This is a genomic window from Pseudomonas sp. Z18(2022) (assembly GCF_036346535.1).
In the GTDB taxonomy this organism is placed as follows: domain Bacteria; phylum Pseudomonadota; class Gammaproteobacteria; order Pseudomonadales; family Pseudomonadaceae; genus Aquipseudomonas; species Aquipseudomonas yamanorum_A.
The window spans coordinates 33,628-49,934 of the sequence record NZ_JAOTOA010000005.1; the positions used below are offsets into that span (position 1 = coordinate 33,628).

16 protein-coding genes are annotated in these 16,307 nt (G+C 61.5%); 5 read left to right on the plus strand and 11 right to left on the minus strand.

Annotated features, from left to right (window positions below):
- The first annotated feature begins 73 nt into the window (after positions 1 to 73).
- Positions 74 to 877, plus strand: a complete 804-nt coding sequence (locus tag V3W39_RS13315; RefSeq protein ID WP_330212746.1) for a 2OG-Fe(II) oxygenase — start codon at positions 74 to 76, stop codon at positions 875 to 877.
- 42 nt (positions 878 to 919) lie between these two features.
- Here the strand turns inward: V3W39_RS13315 and V3W39_RS13320 are convergent, their stop codons facing one another.
- The 8 genes from V3W39_RS13320 to V3W39_RS13360 form a co-directional block, all read right to left on the minus strand.
- Positions 920 to 2,977: a methyl-accepting chemotaxis protein gene (locus tag V3W39_RS13320; protein ID WP_330212747.1), complete on the minus strand. Its 2,058-nt coding sequence runs from the start codon at positions 2,975 to 2,977 to the stop codon at positions 920 to 922.
- A gap of 344 nt (positions 2,978 to 3,321) precedes the next feature.
- Complete coding sequence (gene argE / locus V3W39_RS13325) at positions 3,322 to 4,473, minus strand: acetylornithine deacetylase (protein WP_330212748.1); 1,152 nt, start codon at positions 4,471 to 4,473, stop codon at positions 3,322 to 3,324.
- Positions 4,470 to 5,147, minus strand: coding sequence for a DUF1028 domain-containing protein (locus tag V3W39_RS13330; protein WP_330212749.1), 678 nt, complete (start codon positions 5,145 to 5,147; stop codon positions 4,470 to 4,472). The genes argE and V3W39_RS13330 overlap by 4 nt, the downstream gene beginning before the upstream one ends.
- Positions 5,148 to 5,174: 27 nt before the next feature.
- Positions 5,175 to 5,906, minus strand: a complete 732-nt coding sequence (locus V3W39_RS13335) for a class II aldolase and adducin N-terminal domain-containing protein (RefSeq protein WP_177042456.1) — start codon at positions 5,904 to 5,906, stop codon at positions 5,175 to 5,177.
- 234 nt (positions 5,907 to 6,140) lie between these two features.
- Positions 6,141 to 6,974: an ABC transporter substrate-binding protein gene (locus V3W39_RS13340; protein WP_330212750.1), complete on the minus strand. Its 834-nt coding sequence runs from the start codon at positions 6,972 to 6,974 to the stop codon at positions 6,141 to 6,143.
- 28 nt (positions 6,975 to 7,002) lie between these two features.
- Positions 7,003 to 7,875 (minus strand): phytanoyl-CoA dioxygenase family protein, encoded by an 873-nt coding sequence (locus tag V3W39_RS13345; protein ID WP_177042458.1) that lies wholly within the window; start codon positions 7,873 to 7,875, stop codon positions 7,003 to 7,005.
- Between the two features lie 35 nt (positions 7,876 to 7,910).
- Positions 7,911 to 9,428 carry an amino acid ABC transporter permease/ATP-binding protein gene (locus V3W39_RS13350; protein ID WP_177077026.1) on the minus strand — a complete coding sequence of 506 codons (1,518 nt, stop codon included), beginning with the start codon at positions 9,426 to 9,428 and terminating at the stop codon, positions 7,911 to 7,913.
- A gap of 366 nt (positions 9,429 to 9,794) precedes the next feature.
- A complete protein-coding gene (locus tag V3W39_RS13360; protein ID WP_177042460.1) occupies positions 9,795 to 10,760 on the minus strand; it encodes a LysR family transcriptional regulator in 966 nt (321 codons plus the stop codon).
- A gap of 217 nt (positions 10,761 to 10,977) precedes the next feature.
- Between V3W39_RS13360 and V3W39_RS13365 the strand changes: the two genes are divergently transcribed.
- From V3W39_RS13365 to V3W39_RS13380, 4 genes are all read left to right on the plus strand, one after another.
- A complete protein-coding gene (locus V3W39_RS13365; protein WP_177042461.1) occupies positions 10,978 to 11,412 on the plus strand; it encodes a RidA family protein in 435 nt (144 codons plus the stop codon).
- A gap of 16 nt (positions 11,413 to 11,428) precedes the next feature.
- On the plus strand, positions 11,429 to 11,872 hold the full coding sequence (locus V3W39_RS13370; protein ID WP_177077072.1) for a type II 3-dehydroquinate dehydratase: 444 nt from the start codon (positions 11,429 to 11,431) through the stop codon (positions 11,870 to 11,872).
- A gap of 109 nt (positions 11,873 to 11,981) precedes the next feature.
- Positions 11,982 to 13,232, plus strand: a complete 1,251-nt coding sequence (locus V3W39_RS13375) for a flavin-containing monooxygenase (protein WP_177120242.1) — start codon at positions 11,982 to 11,984, stop codon at positions 13,230 to 13,232.
- 66 nt (positions 13,233 to 13,298) lie between these two features.
- Complete coding sequence (locus V3W39_RS13380; RefSeq protein WP_330212751.1) at positions 13,299 to 14,186, plus strand: LysR family transcriptional regulator; 888 nt, start codon at positions 13,299 to 13,301, stop codon at positions 14,184 to 14,186.
- On the opposite strand, the gene V3W39_RS13385 is transcribed toward V3W39_RS13380, so the two are convergent.
- The 3 genes from V3W39_RS13385 to V3W39_RS13395 form a co-directional block, all read right to left on the minus strand.
- The gene (locus V3W39_RS13385) at positions 14,183 to 14,839 is read right to left on the minus strand and encodes a peroxiredoxin-like family protein (RefSeq protein ID WP_330212752.1); all 657 of its coding nucleotides are present in this window, start codon (positions 14,837 to 14,839) and stop codon (positions 14,183 to 14,185) included. The genes V3W39_RS13380 and V3W39_RS13385 overlap by 4 nt on opposite strands.
- A 146-nt stretch (positions 14,840 to 14,985) precedes the next feature.
- Positions 14,986 to 15,573, minus strand: a complete 588-nt coding sequence (locus tag V3W39_RS13390; protein WP_330212753.1) for a TetR/AcrR family transcriptional regulator — start codon at positions 15,571 to 15,573, stop codon at positions 14,986 to 14,988.
- 107 nt (positions 15,574 to 15,680) lie between these two features.
- Positions 15,681 to 16,184: a hypothetical protein gene (locus V3W39_RS13395; RefSeq protein WP_330212754.1), complete on the minus strand. Its 504-nt coding sequence runs from the start codon at positions 16,182 to 16,184 to the stop codon at positions 15,681 to 15,683.
- Positions 16,185 to 16,307 lie beyond the last annotated feature (123 nt).

A 16,307-nucleotide genomic window follows, 5' to 3' on the forward strand; every position in this document is an offset into this window, starting at 1 on the left:
AACACGCGACCGGGGCCAGTCCGAGCGTGATCGAAGGCCTCCACAGCGCTTTATTTTCAGTATCGGAGCGGTAATGGCACCTATCACCCAAACGCTACCCATGAGCCTTTCTCCAGCGCTCGACTTCGATCAGAAGGCGGCCAGCGAGCTAGGTACGTCATTGAGCAGTCTGTATGTGCAGGCCACGCCGTTTGCGCACATCGTCATCGATGATTTCCTGCAGGACGAGCTGATCGCGAGCATTTGCTCGCACTTCCCCGTTGAGCCAACCCATAACGAAACGCTGTATGAGCGCGGCTATAAAGGCCAGCGCAAACGTCAAATCAGCCCCAACGAATGTGATCCCTATTTAAAATCGGTGTTCAACGCTTTCAACTCGGCGCCCATGTTGCAGTTTCTGGAACATCTCACGGGCATCGACGGCTTGATACCCGACCCCTACTTCACCGGTGGCGGGCTGCATGAAACAAAAAGCGGCGGCTATCTGGGCGTGCACTCCGACTTCAGGCTCAACAAGAAACTCAATATTGAGCGCAGGCTGAATATCATCATTTACCTGAATGAAAACTGGCAGGAGGCCTATGGCGGCAACCTGGAGCTTTGGGATCCCGGCATGAAAACCTGCCTCAAGAAAGTGCTACCCGTGTACAACCGTTGTGTCATTTTCAATACAGACAAAGACAGCAATCACGGACACCCAGAACCGTTGACCACGCCGGAACACATCACGCGCAAATCCATAGCGCTGTATTACTACACTGCCTCGGCCGTGGCGATCGACCCGGCACAAAGAAACAAAACCCACTACAAACCCCGGCCAAAAGACCGTCTAAGCCTCAAGTACTACATCAACAAGCTTATCAAGAAGAAAAACTAGCCAGGGTCGGCCTGGGTCGGGTATCCCCGACCTCCTGCCCCATCACCCCAACCGAAACCGCGCGGTGTTGTCACTCAATGCGCGGCTGCCTTTACTCAAGGTGTCTGCCGCCTGGTTAACCGCCCGCGCGCCATCCAGCAAGCGCCCTGCGGCCTGGTCCACCTGCTGGATATTGCCGCTTACCTCGTCCGCCGTTGCCGCTTGCTCCTCCACCGCCGTGGCAATCTGCGCCAGGGTGTCGGTGACACTCTGCACTGCGCTGGCGATCTCGCCCAAGCGATGGCCCAGGCCGGTGACGGACTCGGCGTCGGTCACCGCCTGCTCACAGGCCGCGCCCATCAGCGTGACTGCCTGGCTCACTGTCGAGCGCAGGCTGTCCACCGTCCCGGCGATCTGCGCCGTGGAGGCCTGGGTGCGTTGTGACAGGCTGCGCACTTCATCGGCCACCACCGCAAAACCCCGGCCCTGCTCGCCAGCCCGTGCGGCCTCGATGGCAGCGTTAAGCGCCAGCAAGTTAGTCTGCTCGGCAATCCCGCGAATGGTGTCGACCACCGACTGGATCTGCTGGCCCTGCTGGCTGACCCGCTCCAGTGCGTCGGAGGTGTCGCTCAAGCGCTGGTTGAGCTGTTGAATACTGGCGGTAGTGCGCTGGCTGTCGCGGCTGCTGTCCTCGGCAATCTGCCGGGTTTTCTGCGCGCTGCCGGAAGCCTGCTCGCAGCTTCTGGCGACGCCCATGGAGGTGGCGGCCAACTGCGTGGCGGCCGCGGCGATCTGGCTGATTTGCTGTTGCTGGTCTTCCACTTCGGTCAGCGTGCTGCCCGATTGCGAATTCAGCGTCAGCACCGCAGAGCCCAACTGCTGCGTCTCGTGGTTGACGCCCAACAGGCTTGCGCGCAATTGCACCACGGCCACGTTGAGCGCAGTGCTGATCGCCGCCAGTTCGTCGCGCCCTTCCACCGCCACCTCCACGCACAAATTGCCGTCACGCAGGGATTCGGCCAGGGTGGTGATGCCGCTGGCACTGCGGCGGATCGACGCCTGCAGGCACACGAACAGGTACAAGGCCGCCAACGCCAACACACTGAACGTCACCGCCACCGGGATGAATTGCTTGAGGGAACTGTCGCGGTAGTAACCCAGGCGCGCATCCAGCGAGGTCAGCGACTGGTTACGCAGCGCCCCCAGGGTGCCGAGCATGCCATCCACACTGCGTTCGAAGGCGCTGGTGTCGAGCTTGATGGTGCCGCCGAACACGCCGTCGTCCAGGGCTTTGAGCTCGCTGTCCAGGCGTTGCAGGCTGTCGTCGTATTGCGCGATCCAGGGTTGCAGCCCCGGGTATTGTTTGGCCTTCAGCGATGCAGCGGCCTTGACCAACTGGTCCCGGGCATCGCCGATGCGCCCGCGCAGGTCGCGCATCTGCAAACGGCTTTGCAGGGTGAACTGGCCCGACGCGATGGAGGACTGGCCGACGCTTGCCATGCGCCCGATGCGTTCGATCAGGTCGGGGGTCTGCTGGGTGGATATCTGCATCAACAGGTAGGTTTCAAGCCATGGGTCGAGGATCAAACCGGCGTCCATGGTGATCTGTTCCCGCAGGGTTTGCATCGCACTCAGGGCAGAGGTGAAGCGGTCGTAACCGTCCGGCCACCAGCCCACAGTACGCAGGGCCTGGGAGTCCATGCCAGTGACCGAGGCCTGCAACGCTTCGAAGCGCGCAACGGTGTCTGCGCTGGCGTTCTGGGCTTTCAGCGCCTCGCCCAGGGCCTGCACGCTTTGCAGGATCAGCGGGAAATTGGTGTCCACTGCGGTCATCGCGGCTTTGGCGGCGGGTGTCTGGTCGTGGAGGATGTCGGCAGCTTTCCAGCGTGCTGCCAGGTTGCGCTGGGCAGTGAGCTGGGCGTCCAGGGCATCCAGGGCCAGCAGTTCGCGCACGCCGGATTGCTCGTTTGAAATGACCGTCAGCTTGGTGCGGTACTCCTGCGCGATCATCCACAAGCTGCCCGCCAGGGGCAGCATGAACAGAAAAAACAGGATCTGGAACTTGCGCGCAAATCCGAAACGTCCGAGCAGGCGGATTCCCGGCGACAAGAGGCTTTGCATGTCCGACTACTCCTAGAACCACTCGCCTGAGCGGCGAATCAAGCTTTGAAATGACTGACGGCAAAATGCCATGTCATTGATTAAGCTGGCTCAAGCAAGAAACGGACCGCCGGGCAAAGGCCGCAGATCAGACGGGGCATCGCTGAACAATCTGAGAGGTGTGCGCGAAAATGGGGCAAAAGCACTCAGCAGCGGTGGCAGAACGGTAACCCTCTGTGGCGAGGGAGCTTGCTCCCGCTGGGGTGCGTAGCAGCCCCAAAATCCTGGGAGCGCTGCGCACTCCAGCGGGAGCAAGCTCCCTCGCCACAGGGTTAGTGTTTGCGGGACAGGTGGGGTGAGTCAGGTTACTGGCTCACAAACGCCAGCACCCGCTCCAGCATCCGGTCACAGGCCTCAAGCTGCGCAACGCTGATGAACTCATCAGGCTTGTGCCCCTGGTCCATGCTGCCCGGTCCACATACCACGGTGGGAATCCCCGCCTGGTTAAACAACCCGCCTTCGCTGCCGAACGCCACCGTGCCGTATTCCCGGGAGCCACAGAAATCGGCGACCCACTCGGCCGCCTGGCTTTGCGCCGCGGTCGACAACCCCGGGTAACTCGACAGCTCGCTGAAGTGAATCGCGCACTGCGCACTCACGGCCTGCATCGCGGGCAATAAAGTGTGCTCGGCATAACCGCGCAGCCGGTCCGCGACCTGCCAGGGATCCTGCGCCGGCAGCGAGCGCACTTCAAAATCGAAACTGCAGTGCTGCGGCACGATATTCAGCGCCTTGCCACCCGCAATCATGCCGGTCTGCACCGTGGAAAACGGGGGATCGAAACTCCGGTCGTGGTGTTGCGGCGCCTTGAGTTCTTCGCCGAGCCGGCCCAGTTCGATGATCAATTGCGCAGCATATTCGATGGCGTTCACCCCCGACGGCGCATACGCCGAATGGCACGCCGCGCCGTGCACCTCGCAGCGCATCGCCAACTTGCCCTTGTGGCCCAGCACCGGCTTGAGTTCTGTGGGTTCGCCGATCACGCACAGCAACGGTTTGACCGGGTTCGCGTGGAAGGCTTCGATCAGCGAACGCACGCCCAGGCAGCCCACCTCTTCATCGTAAGACAGCGCGATATGCACCGGCATGCGCAGCGGTGCCCGTACCAGCGCCGGCACGCTGGCCAGCACACAGGCGATGTAGCCTTTCATGTCGGCGGTGCCACGGCCGTACAACTTGCCGTCCTTCTCGGTCAGCTCGAACGGCGCAACGCTCCAGCGCTGACCGTCCACGGGCACCACGTCGGTGTGGCCCGACAGCACGATGCCCGGCACGTCCGCCGGGCCGATGGTCGCCAACAGATTGGCCTTGCTCTTTTGCTCGTTGAACAACAACTCGCAGCTCACGCCGTGGTGCTGCAGGTAGTTGCGCACGAAGTCGATCAGCGCCAGGTTGGATTCGCGGCTGGTGGTGTCGAAGCTGACCAGTTGCGCCAGCAGCTCGCGGCTGCGGTTCATCGCGCATCCCCCGGCACACCATAACCCGGGGCGTTTTGCGGGTTGATGGCGCGGTCGATGTAGTCCTGCATTTGCCCGCGATAGGCCTGCCAGAGTTGGTCGAGGGCGCCGATGGGGTCTGTGTCGGCCCAGTCCACCCGCAGGTTGACGATGGGCCACAGGTGATCGCCGACCACCACCAGCGCGGCCGAATGCACCGGCCCCGCCTCGCCGCCCCCGGCCACACCCGCCTGCATGGCGGCGAGCAGTCGGTCGGCGAGGTGCCCTGGCGCGTCTTCAAAGGCGCGCACCATGGCCTCGATCACGCCGGTATTGGCCAGCATATTTCCTGCAGCCACGCACTGCTCACCGCTGACCGCATGATGAATGCCCAGGGTGTGGGCGCCGCTGAAATGCGCGGTTTTGCCGGTACTGTCAATGGCGGTCACCTGGCGATACTCACTGTGGCTTTGCGGGGTCAGCACCGCAGCCAGCGCATCACCGGGTGCCATGCCTTCAGCCAGCAGATCCAGGGCTTGCGGGCCGAGCGCCGGCAAGGTGATGTTCTGCGACGCCACCGCACCCACGCCCGGGCGCAACCAGGGGCAACGGGCGCCCACGGCAATGCTCGACGAGCTGATAGCGATACCCAGCTGGCCGGTTTCGGCACAGCGGGCGACAACCGAAAAGGTCATGGGGAATCCTGCCTCTGAGGGGTCAAGTCAATCGAGCAACGAAGGGTCGGCGTCGATCATCAGTTGCTTCATTTCTTCAAAATGCCGTTGCGAGAAATCCGTGATGCCTTCCCAGCCCCGTGCAGTTTTTTCCGCCACCTCGTCAGACAGCACCCGCAGCGGTTGGCCGGTGGACCACGCCGTGACGAGTATCTGGCAGGCGCGCTCCAGGGTCCAGATATCGTCGAATGCCTCGCCGATGGAGGTGGCCGTGACCATCACCCCATGGTTGCCCATCAGCAAGCGGCTCTTGCCGTCCAACAACCCGGCCAGGCGCTCACCTTCGGCCTCGGTGTCGGCCATGCCACCGTACAACTCATCTACCGCCACGCGATTGAAATAGCGCGCGGTGTTCTGGTCGATCGGCGGGACATGCGGCCTGGCCAGGCAGGCGACGGCCGTGGTGTACACCGGGTGCAGGTGCAGCACGGCGCGGGTTTGTGGCAACAAGCGGTGGATCTGCCCGTGGATCGACCAGGCGGTGGCGTCCACGTCCGGGTGGTCGGCGCCGCAAGCGTCGTCGGCGTTCAACAGCAGCAGGTCACTGGCACGGATGCGCGAGAAGTGCTTCCACTTCGGGTTGAGCAGAAACTGTTTGCCGTCGGCCGACACCGCCGCGCTGAAATGGTTGGCCACTGCCTCATGCATGCCCAGGTGCGCAACGATGCGGAACGTGGCGGCCAGGTCGATGCGGGTTTGCTCTTCAAGTGATAACGCCATATTGCTTTCTCCGCAGGGCGATTAGATGGCGAGGGGTTTATTGTGGTGAGGGAGCTTGCTGTGAGGGAGCTTGCTGTGGCGAGGGAGCTTGCTCCCGCTGGACTGCGCAGCAGTCCCATTCGCTTGGATAACGCGAGGGGGCCGCTTCGCGGCCCAGCGGGAGCAAGCTCCCTCGCCACAGCAAGCTCCCTCGCCACAGGTTCGGTGCGTTCCTTTAAGTGAGCACTCTTGTGATCAGGACTTCGGCATCAGCTCGGCGATGTCGGCATCGGTGGGCGCCTGGAAGTTGTATTTCTTGAGCAAGGCCGCGTATTCAGGGGTTGCGCTGAATTTCTTGATGCCTTCGATCAAGGCATTCTTGACCTCGTCATTGCCTTTCTTCACGCCAAAACCGTTCAGCACCGGGTAGATCAGGGTCTCGGAAGAAATCACCACGCGCCCGCCAAGTTTTTCCACCGCACCACGGGCCACCGCGGCGTCGGTGATCTGCGCTTCGACCGCATGGGCCAGCAACGCCTGGGTGGTTTGCGGGTCGGTGCTGTACTCGCTGATCGCGATCGGCTTCAGGCCTTTTTTCACGCAGTACTCATCCGACAGTTTGTGCATCTGCGCCAGCCAGGACGTGGCGCCCATGGAGCCGATCTTGTGGCCGCAGAACTCTTCCGGGGTCTTGGGCTGGAAGTCGCTGCCCTTGAGGGTGAGGATCGATTCACCGCTTTTGAGGTAGGGAATCATGTCGATGACTTTGACGCGCTCAGCGGTGATGTACATCGACGAGTTGGTCACGTCGAAGCGCCCGGCCTGCAAGCCGGTGATCAGGTTGGGGAAGCGTGTGTCGAGGGTTTCGACGGTGCGGCCAATGGTCTTGGCCAGGCCGTCCATGAACTCGATATCGAAGCCGGCGGGCTTGTTGTTGTCCATGTATTCATAGGGGAAGAAGGTCACGTCGGAACCGGCGACAATTTTCCCGTCTTTCTGGAAAGCCGCAGCCGCCAACGACGTCATTGCAACCGCAGCGCCCAGCAGGCACACGGCAATTGGGCGAGCAATCATGTGAAACGCTGTCATGGTAATTCCCTGCAAGGTGAGAAGAAGGTTAGGCAGTGACTGAGTCCTGGCCGGCCTGTTGCACAAAGAAAGAGGCGCCACGGGGCTTCTGCGGCAAGCGCAGGTGGTTTTCCGTGGAACGCACCAGGCCACTTTCTTCACCGGCCACCATCAGGCCGGCGTGTGCGCTGGGCAGCGGGTTTTCGCCGAATGGCAGCGCGTCTTCAGCGGCGTAGACGCTGATAAACAGGGTGCGCGGCAGTTCGGTCTCGTTAGGGCTTGAAGCATGCAAAAGACGGGTGTGCATGAAGCACACGGAACCGGCCGGGCCATAACAGGCCACCGGGTTGCGGCACAGGTCGTCAACCACCGTGTCTTCCACCGAGCCGGTGAAACGCTGCTCGTGCCAGTGGGACCACAGCGGCCCTTTGTGGCTGCCGGGGATCACATTCAGCGGGCCATTTTGCGGCGTGACTTCGCTGACCATCAGCAAGGCCGTGACGATGTCGTCGTTGCTGTGGGGCGTGAACAGAAAGTCCTGGTGCCACTTCACCTGCGTGGCGGTGTGGGGCAATTTCGAGTTGATCTTGCTGTGATGAAAGCGCGCGCCGCCGCCCCCGATCAGTTGCGCGGAGATCGCCGCCATCCGCGATTGCAGCGCCACGCGCTGGTACGCCGGCGAAATTTCGGTGGGCGAACTCACCCGGCGCAGCGAAGGATGATCCGGGCGATGGTCGCCTTCCAGGTCGAACCGCGCACGGCCATCCACCGTTTCACCAAAGCCCTGGTCGTGGCTGCGGCTGTCTTCTACCCACTGGTCGAAGTCGTGTTGCAACGCGGCCACTTCTTCAGGCGACAGCACGTCTTGCACCACCAGAAAGCCGTCCCGGTGAAACTGTTCAATTTGCGCTTGCTCGATCATGTTGTTGCTCTCTTGTCGCTCGAACGTTAAGGGGGTCACGCCAGCGAGACGTCCTTGAGGAACGCCTCCACACGTGGGTTTTCACCGCTGCGCAATGCGTGCGGCGTGTCATCGCACACCACCCGGCCCTTCTCCATGAACACGATCCGGTCGGAGACCTTGAACGCGAAATTCATCTCATGGGTGACGATCACCATGGTGATGCCCTCCTGGGCCAGGGCTTCGATGACTTGCAGGACTTCGTTGACTTTTTCCGGGTCGAGGGCCGAGGTAGGCTCGTCGAACAGCATGATTTGCGGGCGCATCATCAGGGCGCGGGCAATGGCCACGCGCTGCTGTTGTCCACCGGAAAGCTGGTGCGGATACTTCCAGGCGTGGTCGAGCATCCCGACCTTGTGCAGCAGCGCGTAAGCCTGCTGCTTCAGCTCTTCGACGCTGCCGAGGCCGTGGTACTTCGGCGCCATCAGCAGGTTGTCGAGCACGCTCAGATGCGGGAACAGGTTGAAGCTCTGGAACACCATGCCGATGTTCAGGCGATGCTCGGCGTGCTCCACGTACTGCGGCTTTTGCGCACCGACTTTGTTCAGGTGAATGAAGGGTTGGCCGTTGATTTTGATCTCGCCGTTATCCAGTTGCTCAAGGCCGTTCAGCAGGCGAATCAAGGTGGTTTTGCCGGAGCCCGAAGGCCCGATCACCGACACCACTTCACCGGGCTGGATCTGCAGGTTGACCGAGCCCAGCACCTCCACATCGTTGTAGGCCTTGTGCAGCCGGCTGGCTTGCAGCGCCGGGCCGTCGGTGCTGGCAGGACGTTGCAAGGCGACACGTTGTTGAGTCGCCAGGGCCAGCACTTCTGCATCGGGCACCCGGGAAACGTTGCGTTGGTTGACGTCGAGAAAACGCTCCAGCCGTTTCAGCAGGAAGTCGAACACCGTGACGATGAACACGTAGAAGAACGCCACCGCTGCCATCGTCTCGATCACCAGGAAGTTCTGCGAATACAGGCGCTGGCCAACCATCAGGATCTCGGTGAGCGAGATCACCGACACCAATGAGGTGAGCTTGACGATGGAGATGTATTCGTTGGCCAACGACGGCAGCGCCACCCGCAATGCCTGGGGAATCACCACCCGCCACTGAATCCCGAAAAACCTCAGCCCCAGCGCCCGGGCGGCTTCGCCCTGCCCTTTGGGAATCGACAGCAACCCGCCTCGGTGAATCTCGGCGACATAGGCGGTTTCGCAAATCACCAGGGCCAGCAGGCCGGCCCAGAACGGGTCCGCCAGAATCACTGACGTGGCGGGAATCGCTTGCGGCAGGTTGTAGATGAAGATCAGCAGCACCAGCAGCGGCAGGCTTCGGAACAACCAGATATAGCCGCGCGCCGGCAGGCTGATCAGCGCATGTTTGGATTGCTTGGCCAGGGCCAGCAGGAACCCCAGCGCGATACTCAACACCCATGTCAATGAACTGAGCTGGATGACCGTCCATGTCGCCCGCCAGAACTCGGCATCGGCCAGCAAACCAAACATGTAATTCCAGTTGAAAGTCATCGTCACTGTGCTCGACAAAAAAATGAAAATGCCCACCGAATGCTCAACGTGAAGGTCGAACCCTGATCTGCACCGATGGACTGAGAGTCGTGGGAGGAGGCACTTGGGGTCAATTCGTAAAAGCCGGCCTATTGGGTAGGGAGAACCTACGCAGCGTCACCGTTCCCTGGGTGACGACCGGGCTGTTAAAACAGCCTGTCTCGTATTGGTGCGACACCGCGTGCGCAATGCAGCCAGCGCCATCTTTTGGTGCAATGCGAACACAACCCTCTGTAGGAGCTGGCTTGCCAGCGAAGAACCTGAGAGCACCGCGTTCATCCAGGATGCCAACGTCATCGTTAACGACCATCGCAGGCAAGCCAGCTCCTACAGGACTGTGCGCACCGCATGGGCATCAAAAAAGCTCGGAGCCGCCATGCCCGGGATGTACTGGTCTGAAACAAACATGCGGCAACGCTCGGCAAACGCCGACACCACGCGGGACAATTGGGTGTTGCTCGCCGTGGCATAGCCCAGTTGCATGGGCCGGTGCGGGCCGGACAAGCGCAGGCGGATCAAGCGTTTGCCATCCTGGGAAAGGTTGGCCTTGGGCCGGGCATTCGCGAAGGAATAACCGATGCCATTGGCGACCATCGAACGCACGGTTTCAAGGTTGCTGGAACGCATGATGATGTTCGGGGTGGTGCCGGCCTGCATAAAGAAGCTGAGGAAATATTCCCGGCTCCACGGCGTGTCCAGCAGCACCACGGGGTAATCCTCAAGGTCGAGCATGCTCACCGCCGACAGGCTTGCCAGCGGGTGGTACTCACCCACCATCACATACGGCGGCAGTTGCGCCAGCGGCTGGAAGTCGATGTCGTCACTGGTGACCAGGTCGTAGGTCAGGGCGATATCGATCTCGGCGCTGCGCAGTTTTTCCAGCATTTCCTCGTGGTTGCCCTCCACTTGCGTGAGGCGCACACCCGGAAACGCCCGGCCAAAACCAAACACCAGCTCGGGGGTGATCATCGGTGCCAGCCACTCCAGGCACCCCACCCGCAGCGGGCCGCGCACGCTGTTCAGCGACTCGGAGGCGATGGTGTAAAGGTTGGTCATCTGCTCCAGGATCAGCTTGGCCTCTTGCATCACCTGGCGCCCCACCGCCGTGAGGGAAATGCCCTGGGCGTGGTGCCGCACAAACAGCTGGATGCCCAGCTCGGCCTCCATATGGGTGATCGCCGCCGAGATCGACGGCGACGACACATGAATGCGTTCAGACGCGGCACTGATGCTGCCTGCCTCACCGGAAGCCACGAAATATTCCAGTTGGCGCTGGGTAATACGACTGAGCATCACGCCTCCACATCATCAATAAGCTGACGCCAAACCGGCGTCGACGGCCTTGACGGTGCCGTTGCATGGTTCATGCCGGATGCTGTTTTGGCCTGACGCTGACGCCGGGGTATGGCGCTTCGGTTTTGCCTAAGCATTACCTCGCGCAAATGCTGGTTTCGCGTGCACGGGCTGAATGTGAAGCTGGATTTATTCCGCTCCCCAAGAGTTGCCAGCAATGCCCACCCATACCCGTATTCGCATGTTCAACACCAAGCAGACTTACCCCAACCAGGCGCTGGACAACGACCTGTGCCAAGCCGTGCGTGCCGGCAACACCATTTATGTGCGTGGCCAGATCGGCACCGATTTCGCGGGCAACCTGGTCGGCCTCGGCGACCCGCGGGCGCAAGCCGAGCAGGCGATGAAAAACGTCAAGCAACTGCTGGAAGAAGCCGGTTCCGACCTGTCGCACATCGTGAAAACCACCACCTACCTGATCGACCCGCGCTACCGCGAGCCGGTGTACCAGGAGGTTGGCAAATGGCTCAAGGGCGTATTCCCGATCTCCACCGGCCTGGTGATTTCGGGGCTGGGGCAGCCGGAGTGGCTGATGGAAATCGACGTGATCGCCGTGGTGCCGGATGACTGGAACCCGGGCCAGCAAATCTGACGACCTGGAGGTTCTCATGCCCCGCACCGTGTATTTCCTCAACGGCCCCAACGCCAACCTGTACGGGCTGGACAAGAACGGCACCTACGGCAGCGAGAGTTTCGCCAGCATCGAAGCCCGCTGCCAGCGCCACGCCACGGAGCTGGGCCTGACCCTGGAGTTTCGCCAGAGCAACCACGAAGGCGTGCTGGTGGACTGGATTCAGGAAGCCCGGCTCAACGCCCACGCGGTGATCATCAACGCCGCGGGCCTGACCTACAGCTCGGTGCCGATCCTCGATGCGCTGCTGGCGTTCGACGGCCCGATCATCGAAGCCCACATGAGCAACATCTGGAAGCGCGAGGCTTTCCGGCATCACTCCTATGTATCCAAAGCCGCCACCGGCGTGATCGCGGGCCTCGGCGCGCTGGGTTATCGCCTGGCCCTGACGGCGGTGGCCGAGCTGCTGGAGGCCGATTGAAGGGCTTTGGTTTTGCCTAACCTCTACGTTCAAAAAGCAGAATTTCCGGCTGGCCGGCACTTGATCACACTGGCCCCTGTCGATGGTCGCTTATCTTTAGGAAGCTCACATGTCAGTTGAAACAATCAACACCCTGGTGGTCGGCGCAGGCCAGGCGGGAGTCGCCATGAGCGAGCATCTGTCACTCATGGGCGTGCCGCACATCGTGCTGGAACGCAGCCGCATCGCCGAGCGCTGGCGGTCGGAGCGCTGGGATTCCCTGGTCGCCAATGGCCCGGCCTGGCACGACCGTTTTCCGGGGATGAAATTCGAGGGCATTTCCCCCGAGAGCTTCCCGCCGAAAGAGCGCATGGCGGCGTATTTCGAAGACTATGTGAACATGCTCAAGGCGCCGGTGCGCACCGGGGTTGAAGTCCAGCAAGTGGAGCGCCATGTGGGTCGGCCCGGGTTCAAGGTGACCACTTCGGCCGGGGTGATCGAGGCTGACAATGTGGTTGCCGCGACCGGGCCGTTTCAACGGCCGTCGATCCCGAACCTGGTGCCCGAACACGCCCAGGTGCAACAGCTTCATTCCTCTGCGTACAAGAACCCTGGCCAGCTCGCCGAAGGGGCGGTACTGGTCGTGGGCGCCGGTGCATCCGGTTCGCAAATAGCCGAGGAACTGCAAAAGGCCGGCAAGACGGTGTACCTCTCGGTGGGCGAACACTATCGCCCTCCTCGCTCGTATCGTGGCCGCGACTACTGCTGGTGGCTGGGCGCCCTGGGTTTGTGGGACGAGGTCAAAATCCAGCCGAAGAAGAAGCACGTAGCGTTTGCCGTCAGTGGCTATGAAGGCGGCAAGACCGTCGACTTCCGCCGCCTGGCGCACCTGGGCATCACGCTGGTGGGCGTCACCCGCGCGTGGGATGACGGCGTGATGGAGTTTGAACCCGGCCTGGCGGCCAACGTGGCCGAAGGTGACCGTGCCTACTTTGACGTGCTGCGGGATGCCGACGCCTATATCGAGCAGAACGGCCTGCCATTTGAGTTTGAGCCTGACGCGTGGGAACTGCTGCCTGACCCGCAGTGCCTGGTGAACCCGATCCTGAGCCTGGACCTGGCCGAAGCCGGCGTGACCACCATTCTGTGGGCCACCGGTTTCAGCTTCGATTTCAGCTGGCTGAAGGTGAATGCGTTTGACGAGAAAGGCGAGCCTTTCCATAAGCGAGGGATCTCGGCCCAGAGCGGGATTTACTTCCTGGGTTTGCCGAACCTGGTGAACCGAGCGTCTTCGTTCATCTACGGGGTGTGGCACGATGCGAAGTACGTGGCCGACCATATCGTCTTGCAGAATGACTACAGGGCCTATCGCAAACCCTGATGCACTGGCGCGCCCCCGGCAATCCCGGCAGACTGCCCGCAACGAAGCATGGCGGGGAACAACAGGATGGATCGGCTGGCGGCGATGGAAACCTATGTCTACGTGGTAGAGACCGGTTCGTTTTCTGCGGCGGCCAGGCGCCTGGACGTCGGGCAACCCGCCATTTCAAAAACCATCGCACAGCTTGAAGACCACCTGGGCGTGCGCCTGCTGATCCGCTCGACCCGCGGGTTGACGCCCACCGAGGCCGGCACGCTGTTTTTCGAGCACGCCAAAAAGGTCATCGAAGGCGCAGATGAAGCCGAGCTCGCCGCACGCGGATCGGCGGCCGGGCTGACCGGCACCCTGCGGATTTCGGCGGCGACCACCTTCGCCCGCCTGCACGTTCTTCCACACCTTGGCGCGTTCCTGGAGCAGCACCCGCTGCTGGAGGTCGACGTGCGCCTGGACGACCGTTCGATGAACCTGATTGAAGAAGGGATCGACGTCGCCTTGCGCATGGGCGACCTCAGTGATTCGAATCTGACGGCGAGAAAAATCAGCCAGTGCCGGCGGTTGGTGATGGCCACGCCGGCATATTTCCAACGCTGCGGCATGCCCCAATACCCCGCCGACCTGGCCGATCACGAGGCCGTGATCTATACGCTGGGCGGCGGGGGCACTTCATGGGTCTTCAAGAAAGACGGCACCGAGCAACCCGCCACCCTCGCCGGCCGTATACGGGTGAGCGCGGCCGAGGGTGTGCGCACGGCGGTGTTGTCGGGCTACAGCCTCACCGTCTCGTCAGAATGGATGTTCACCCCTGAGCTGGCGAGTGGCGAGGTGGTAGCGGTGCTGGGAGACTGGGCGCTGCCGGAGCTGGACCTGTGGGCGATCTTCCCCACCGGGCGCATGGCAAGCGCCAAGGCCCGGGCGTTTGTCGGCTTTGTCGAGCAGTTGATGGAAAAGCGTTAACCCTGCAGCGCGGGAAGCAACTCGGCAGGGTCCGGGCGGCGGGTGTAGTCCGGGTTGACCTCGGCGTAAGTGATCACGCCGTCCTGGCCGATCACGAAACGCGCCGGCATGGGCAACACCCAATCCGGGTTGTTGTTGAAGGCCGGCAGGTCGTTGCCGAACGACTTGTACAGGTCCACCAGATAGTCGGGCAATTTGAAACGCAGGCCGAAGGCATCGGCCACGTCGCTCAGGGTGTCGGACAGAATCGGGAAGCTCAGCTTGTTCTCGCGCACCGACTTGCGGCTGTTCACATTGTTCTGCGGAGAAATCGCCACCAGGCTTGCACCTAACTCGCGAAACGCCGGCAAGGCTGCTTCCAGGGCTTGCAGCTCCATGTTGCAGTACGGGCACCAAACGCCACGGTAGAAGGTGATGACCAGCGGGCCCTTGGCCAACAAGTCCACCGAGGAAACCGGGTTGCCGTCCGGGTCGTTGAGCTTGAATATCGGGGCTTTGTCGCCGACCTTCAGCGCGCGTTCGGCCTGGCCGGTGGCGATCAATTCGTCGGTGGCGCGCTTCATCACAACGTGCACCTGGGGCGGCGCGTTATAGGGTGGTTTGCCGGCGACGAAGTCCGCTTTGAAGGCATCGAGTTTTGCTTGAAGAGTCATGTTCGGTTCCTGGCATGGGGGCGGTTGACCGCCCGGATTTAATCGCCAGACCAGCATTGCTGTTTGCAGGGTGCGGTAGTAGAGAGGCTGAAAGCATAGGAGCTATTCTTCCCAGGAATGCTCCCCCTGTGGTGAGGTTGCCCGGCTCAGTGCACCCGGATCAACCGCTTGATCGTCGGCTGAACAATCGTTCTGAACGTCTCGGGCGCACCGAATGCACGGGCGGCCAACATGGCCCCATGCACCGTCGCCATCAAGGCCATCGCTTCGACAGCCGGCTCGCCCGCAACGTGAAACTGCCGGGTGGCCTGCCCCTTCTGGATAACGGAGGTCAGCCAGGTGGTCAGGTCTTCAAAGTGCCCGCGAACCTCGTCTGCGATCTCACTGGGGATCATCGGGAGTTCGGCTGCCAGCATCGCGCAAATACAGAATGAAGACGTGCCGTCGAGAATGCAGCTGGACCAATAATCGACATAGGCATTGATCTCTGCCAGCGGATCGCCGAGCTGTTGTGCCAGGTGGGCCATGCCTTCCCGTGCTTCTTCCCGATAGCGAATGACGACGTTACGCACCAGTTCGGCCTTGCTTGGAAAGTGGTGATGGATACTCGCCTTGCTGATGCCGACCCGTTGCGAAATATCGGCGTAGCTGAAACTGTTGTAGCCACCCGCGGCAAGCAGCAATCGGGCGTGTGCCACGATTTCGGCTGCCTTGGGGGAAAGTTGTTCACTCATGACACGAATCCATCAACAAATAGCAATTGGAACACCGCAAAACGGGCTCATGAAAATCAAACCTACTGGTTGGTCAGCAGCCCGTCAACGACGTGGTCCATCAATTTCTATGCACGTGCCATTTCGCTGTTTCGCGCATGAATCCGCCAGCACTGCGCGGCAAAACCGATAGCGAACAGAGCGAGAAAAACCAGCAACGTGCCCAGCACGGCTGGCGAGCCAGGGCCGTCGGCCAGTGGGTGGGCGACCGGTAGCCGGGTCAGGGTTTCGTTGACGCCGGGCACCAGCGACAGGAAAAAACTGAACGACAGCCCGAAGGTCGACAGGTACGGGCGAAGCCTGCCCAGGAAGGCCACCCGCCGCACAAACACGCCGCCAAAAGCCGCAAGCAGGATCACGATGCCGAACGCATGCCCGGGGTTCAAACCGCCCGTGCTGGAGACCCCAAAAGAAGTGATAACCGCCAGTGTCAATCCGGCCAGGTAGACCTTGCCGGAGCGTGTCAGCGTGTCGATTTTCAGATAGCGGGCGAAGCTGTAGAGGCCCGCAACAACGGGGACCAAACTGATCAGCGTATGGATCGCGCCAAGGGATGAAATGGGATGAGTCATGGGTAGTAGCTCTCTCAAGACGGGAACGGATCGGCACCACAGTGGAGCCAGAAGGTGGCACATCGCGGACCTAAACCTACTAGTTGGTAGGGTAGCTGTCAAGCAACCATGGGCCATAGAGTT